Raw genomic sequence first — 4,912 nt, forward strand, 5'->3', positions numbered from 1 at the left:
TGTGGAGTTGAAAATATAATATGAAAGTGAATAAGGTTTTCACTTAAAGAAATTACAAGGTGAGTAGTATTTGTTCCTAAATCAATTTCCATTTGCATGGGAATTTAAATGGAAAAAGAACCATATAAAATTATGAAGGGGGGAAAGTCATAAAATGCAGAGAATGAACAATTATTTTCGTGCTCGTGCGAGTATGGTATACATGATGACTAATAATGAAGTAATGAATCACATTGTTGCTTTTCATATGGATACGAATGGAATGCTCACCTTTTTAGGTTCTTACCGAACTTACGGAAGAGGTACTGGTATAAAGGAAGTTTCTACAGAAACGGCAAACGATGGTATAGATCCTCTAGCATCACAAGGTTCTCTGACTTTGTCCAGTGATGGTCGTTTCCTATTTGCAGTTAACGCAGGCAGTCATAGTATCAGTAGTTTTATCATAGCAGATAACGGGGTGCCGATTTTCGTGGATGTAAAGCCATCAGGAGGTGCTCAGCCCAATAGCATTGGTGTGTATGATAATCTTCTCTACGTGTCCAATGTAGGTAATGCTGCAAACAATTTTGCATCAAATATTACTGGATTTCACATAGATGATAAGGGAAACCTTACACATATTCCAGAATCCACTCATGCTCTCAGTACCTTTAATGCTCAGCCCGCGCAAGTTCTCTTCACCCCGGATGGTAGTAAAATCGTTGTCTCCGAGCTTACATCAAACCATCTCAGTGTCTTCCATGTAAATAAAGATGGTACGGTTACAGGACCAATTGTTAATGATTCTTACGGTAAAGGCCCATTGGGTGCTTACTTTCTATCGTCCGGAATTCTCTTAGTTACAGAAGCAGTTTCAAATGCGTTGTCATCTTATTCATTGAGCAATGACGGTACTCTTCATGTAATCAGCGGCTCTATACAAAACGGATATAAAACTGCTTGTTGGGTTATAACAACGAAGGATGAACGTTTTGCCTATACTACGAACACTTTAAGTGGCACCATATCCACCTACCAGATTGCCCCCAATGGAGTACTGTCAGTAGTGAGGCATATTACTAGTACACCGCCGGGGACAGCACCAGGTCTTCCGATGGATGTTGGAGTGAGTAAAGATGGACGACATTTTTACACCCTTAACGGAAATCAGGGGACAGTGTCAGCATTTAATATTCAAAGTGATGGTAGTCTAGTAAGGTTGCAGGTTGTTGCTTCATCCAATTTTCCTTACTTTGGGTCGCAAGGCTTAGCTGTTCTTTAACTCTATTGGGTTCACTATAATCGTGTGAAATTGAAAAATATATGACGGTGTATGAATAGTAGACATGTAGATGAATTAGGAACCTTTGATTAAACAGCAATTGTCCACCTTACTTACGTAAAACGGAAAAACCCCCCTATAGAAAATTGATAGGGGGTAGGGAAAATGTTTAAGAGAAAGACTGATTTTGAGCAGGTTTAATAAATTGTTCTGGGTTTTCAACAAGCCCGCATACAGCACATTGGACGCGGTAAGTAGGTCCTTGATAAGCCATATGAAAAGCGTTCATCGTCTCATTTGTGTATTCTTCTTCTACTTGACCAGTTTGTGGATTTAATTTCACTGGTTTTACTTGTTGCTCAAGAATATTAAAGCGAGTTCGGTTCGTTTTACAGCTTGGACATAGCATTGGTTCCATATGTATACACCTCCATTTGTAGCATTTCTTAAGCGGTATGAATTTATGCAAGTAAAAAAACTTTCTCAATATAAATAGGTGTTTAATATATTTAAAATTCAGAAAAAATAAAATATAATAAATGTAAGAACTGGTTATGTCCAAACCAAATCTCCTGTTTTATGCCAATAAGCTGGGGGCCGAGAAATCGGCCTCATTTTTTTGTCCTTATGAAACAAGGTTATTTGAAACATTTGTCGAATTTTTAGGGGGATAGATAAAGGGGGATTTAAAATGGATTTGAAAATGAAATACATCATTTTATATGTAGAAAAGTTTGAGGAATGTTTAAAATTCTATAAAGATATTTTACAGTTACCAATAAAAGCAGAGCACGGTACATATATTGAGTTTGAGACTGGATCTACAATTTTAGCGATGAATACTCGAGAGGATGTTAAGGAGTTAACAGGACTACCTCTTACAGAAGGTGTACTACAATCTTCTCATTTTGAAATAGGGTTTGTTGTAGAGGATGTAAAGGAAACGATTGAGAAATTAAAAGAACAAGGGGTGAAAGTTCTAGTTGAGCCAATCGTAAAACCGTGGGGACAAACGATTGCCTACATTGCCGATCCAGACGGTAATTATATTGAAATTTGTAGTTCATTAGAATAGAAGGAGAAAAAGAGGATGGGGTTTCCAAAATTAGAAACAGAACGCTTACTATTAAGAGAACTTACACTATTAGATGCAGAAACGATGTTCCATTATTTTTCAAAAGAATCCGTTATTCGTTATTTCGGGATGGATTCTTTCGAAAATATTGAGCAAGCGAAAACAACGATTCAAACGTTCAAAAATCGTTATGAAGAGGGAAGTGTGTTTCGCTGGGGAATTGAGAAAAAGGGGACCGGCCAATTAATCGGAACGTGTGGATTTCATTTAATTAACAATCACCACAAAAGGGCTGAAATTGGTTATGAATTAGATGATACATATTGGGGAAATGGATATGCATCTGAAGCGCTTCAGGCCATTTTAACTTATGGATTTGAATCGTTACAGCTCATAAGAATCGCTGCTGTCGTATATGTAGAAAATAAAGCTTCTCAAAAGTTGTTATTGAAAGCAGGGTTTCAAGAAGAAGGGTTACTTCGAAAACATATGATTCAAAATGGTGTTGCCCATGATACAATTTTATACTCATTATTAAAAGAAGAATGGCAGAAGTAATGAGTACAAGTGAACTTATAAATGTTATGAAGAAATATACAGAAAACAGATTTATTTTAGGTATAGATGGTTTAAGTCGATCGGGAAAAACAACATTTGTAACAAATTTAAAGGAAAATATGAAACAAGAGGGCATCCCGTTTCATATTTTCCATATTGATGATCATATAGTGGAGCGAAATAAACGCTATCATACAGGATTTGAAGAGTGGTATGAGTATTATTATTTACAATGGGATATTAAATGGCTGCGGCAGAAATTTTTTCAAAAGTTACACAGTGAAACAAATTTGAAGTTGCCTTTCTACCGCGATGATACCGATACATGTGAAATGAAAAAAGTACAGATTCCTATTGTAGGTGTAATTGTAATTGAAGGAGTCTTTTTGCAGCGAAAAGAATGGAGAGATTTCTTTCACTATATGGTGTATTTGGATTGTCCAAGAGAGACAAGGTTTCTTCGTGAGAGTGAGGAAACGCAGAAGAACCTTGCAAAGTTTAAAAACAGGTATTGGAAAGCAGAGGATTATTATTTGGAAAGTGAAACACCGGAGAAGAGAGCGGACTTAGTCATAAAATAATTTGAAAATAGTAGGATTAGTTATTAAGTAGAAATATAATGGCAGATAAAGTGGTAGTGTCCACTTTATCTGTTTTTTTATACCATCCAAATTTTGGTTATCTGTGCTAAAATAATTTCATAATTATATAGAAGGGGGATGATAGGATGGACACCGAAATAGTTCCCAAAAAGAAGTACAGTATAATAAGCTATATATCTTTACTCATCGGCATTTTGTGTTTTCTGTTCGTTTTTATAACACCGACAAGGATAGCGAATGCAGGTAATATAGTGGGAGATTATATAACGATTGCCCTAACAGGTGTAGGTATCATACTTTCAATAATCACAATGACGAAAAAGACAGAGAAGAAGGGGATTGCTATTATTTCATTAATACTGTCCTCATCGTTCTTTATATTTTGGATAATCGCGATTATTTTATTATTTACTGGTCAAATTAATTTTGCACCGTAATAAGCAATAAAAGAGTCCTTCATACAAGAAGGACTCTTTTTATTCGGTATCTTCAGGTTGATATTCTAAAATATCCCCAGGTTGGCATTCTAATGCTTTACAAATAGCATCCAAAGTCGTAAGTCTAACTGCTTTTGCTTTTCCGTTTTTTAATATGGAAAGGTTAGCCATTGTAATTCCAACCTTCTCTGAAAGTTCAGTTACGCTCATTTTTCTTTTCGCTAGCATTACATCAATATTCACGATAATTGCCATGTTATTCACCTCAGACCGTTAAATCATTTTCTGATTTTATATCTATCGCATCTTTTAAAAGTCTTTGGAGAACGGCAGCAAAGACTGCGATAACCATTGAAGCAAAGATTAGGAGCATGCCAAATATAATAATACCTGGTGCGTCATCTCTCTCTGCTACAAGATAGAAGAGTGGCATGCCTACCACATATAAAATACTGATTGTTACTGCGCAGTGTTTTATCTTTTTTAAAGCTCTAACAGATAATTTCGAGAAGGCGTTACCCTTGTCAATATAGCTCACAAGTTTAAAAGCTTGATACAGAGCGAAATAAAAAGGTACCACTGTTGCATACAGATTGATTAAAATAAGATATTTTATATATGCAATATCGGGATACAATTCCGCTGCATAGTTCCCTATGTTAGGGACTAAAAATATACATAAAGCAAGAACAGGGATTCCAATAAGGATAATAGCTGTCTTTAAAAAGAGTGTTGATCCTTGTTTCATATAAAGCACCTCATTTAAATATTATCTATTTAATCTAACATGATATTTATCGTTTAACAATAAATTTTTATTTATTTTAATCGTGTTTTTATTGTTAAACCAATTTTAAATTTTAATGAAGATAATCGTTCCTTCTTTCTGTAAATGATGTTATGTTAAAAGTAACGATTAAGTTTTTTTATCCCGCTATTTGTGGGAGTCGGGCTGCTCGTAAACGCCCGATTGGTG

Annotated in this window: 8 protein-coding genes; 5 read left to right on the forward strand and 3 right to left on the reverse strand. The window is 35.4% G+C overall.

Annotated features, from left to right (window positions below; all coding sequences use genetic code 11):
• Positions 1-154: 154 nt before the first annotated feature.
• Entirely contained in the window at positions 155-1,264 is a 1,110-nt protein-coding gene (locus tag KI356_RS25240; RefSeq protein ID WP_212936812.1) for a lactonase family protein, read from the forward strand.
• A gap of 169 nt (positions 1,265-1,433) precedes the next feature.
• Here the strand turns inward: KI356_RS25240 and KI356_RS25245 are convergent, their stop codons facing one another.
• A complete protein-coding gene (locus KI356_RS25245; RefSeq protein WP_000433610.1) occupies positions 1,434-1,682 on the reverse strand; it encodes a hypothetical protein in 249 nt (82 codons plus the stop codon).
• 273 nt (positions 1,683-1,955) lie between these two features.
• On the opposite strand from KI356_RS25245, the gene KI356_RS25250 reads away from it, so the two are divergent.
• The 4 genes from KI356_RS25250 to KI356_RS25265 all read left to right on the forward strand — a co-directional run bounded on the left by KI356_RS25250 (position 1,956) and on the right by KI356_RS25265 (position 3,936).
• On the forward strand, positions 1,956-2,339 hold the full coding sequence (locus KI356_RS25250; protein WP_128280391.1) for a VOC family protein: 384 nt from the start codon (positions 1,956-1,958) through the stop codon (positions 2,337-2,339).
• 15 nt (positions 2,340-2,354) lie between these two features.
• Positions 2,355-2,897, forward strand: a complete 543-nt coding sequence (locus KI356_RS25255) for a GNAT family N-acetyltransferase (RefSeq protein WP_128280390.1) — start codon at positions 2,355-2,357, stop codon at positions 2,895-2,897.
• Entirely contained in the window at positions 2,897-3,478 is a 582-nt protein-coding gene (locus tag KI356_RS25260) for a kinase (RefSeq protein WP_128280389.1), read from the forward strand. Before KI356_RS25255 ends, KI356_RS25260 begins: the two co-directional genes overlap by 1 nt.
• A 146-nt stretch (positions 3,479-3,624) precedes the next feature.
• Entirely contained in the window at positions 3,625-3,936 is a 312-nt protein-coding gene (locus KI356_RS25265) for a hypothetical protein (protein ID WP_002120303.1), read from the forward strand.
• A gap of 39 nt (positions 3,937-3,975) precedes the next feature.
• Here the strand turns inward: KI356_RS25265 and KI356_RS25270 are convergent, their stop codons facing one another.
• Both KI356_RS25270 and KI356_RS25275 read right to left on the reverse strand, forming a co-directional pair.
• Positions 3,976-4,191, reverse strand: a complete 216-nt coding sequence (locus tag KI356_RS25270; RefSeq protein ID WP_002120300.1) for a helix-turn-helix domain-containing protein — start codon at positions 4,189-4,191, stop codon at positions 3,976-3,978.
• Between the two features lie 10 nt (positions 4,192-4,201).
• Positions 4,202-4,684: a DUF2975 domain-containing protein gene (locus tag KI356_RS25275; protein WP_128280388.1), complete on the reverse strand. Its 483-nt coding sequence runs from the start codon at positions 4,682-4,684 to the stop codon at positions 4,202-4,204.
• Positions 4,685-4,912: the final 228 nt, after the last annotated feature.

Origin of the sequence: Bacillus hominis, from assembly GCF_018332515.1 — a bacterium.
Taxonomy (GTDB): Bacteria; Bacillota; Bacilli; order Bacillales; family Bacillaceae_G; genus Bacillus_A; species Bacillus_A hominis.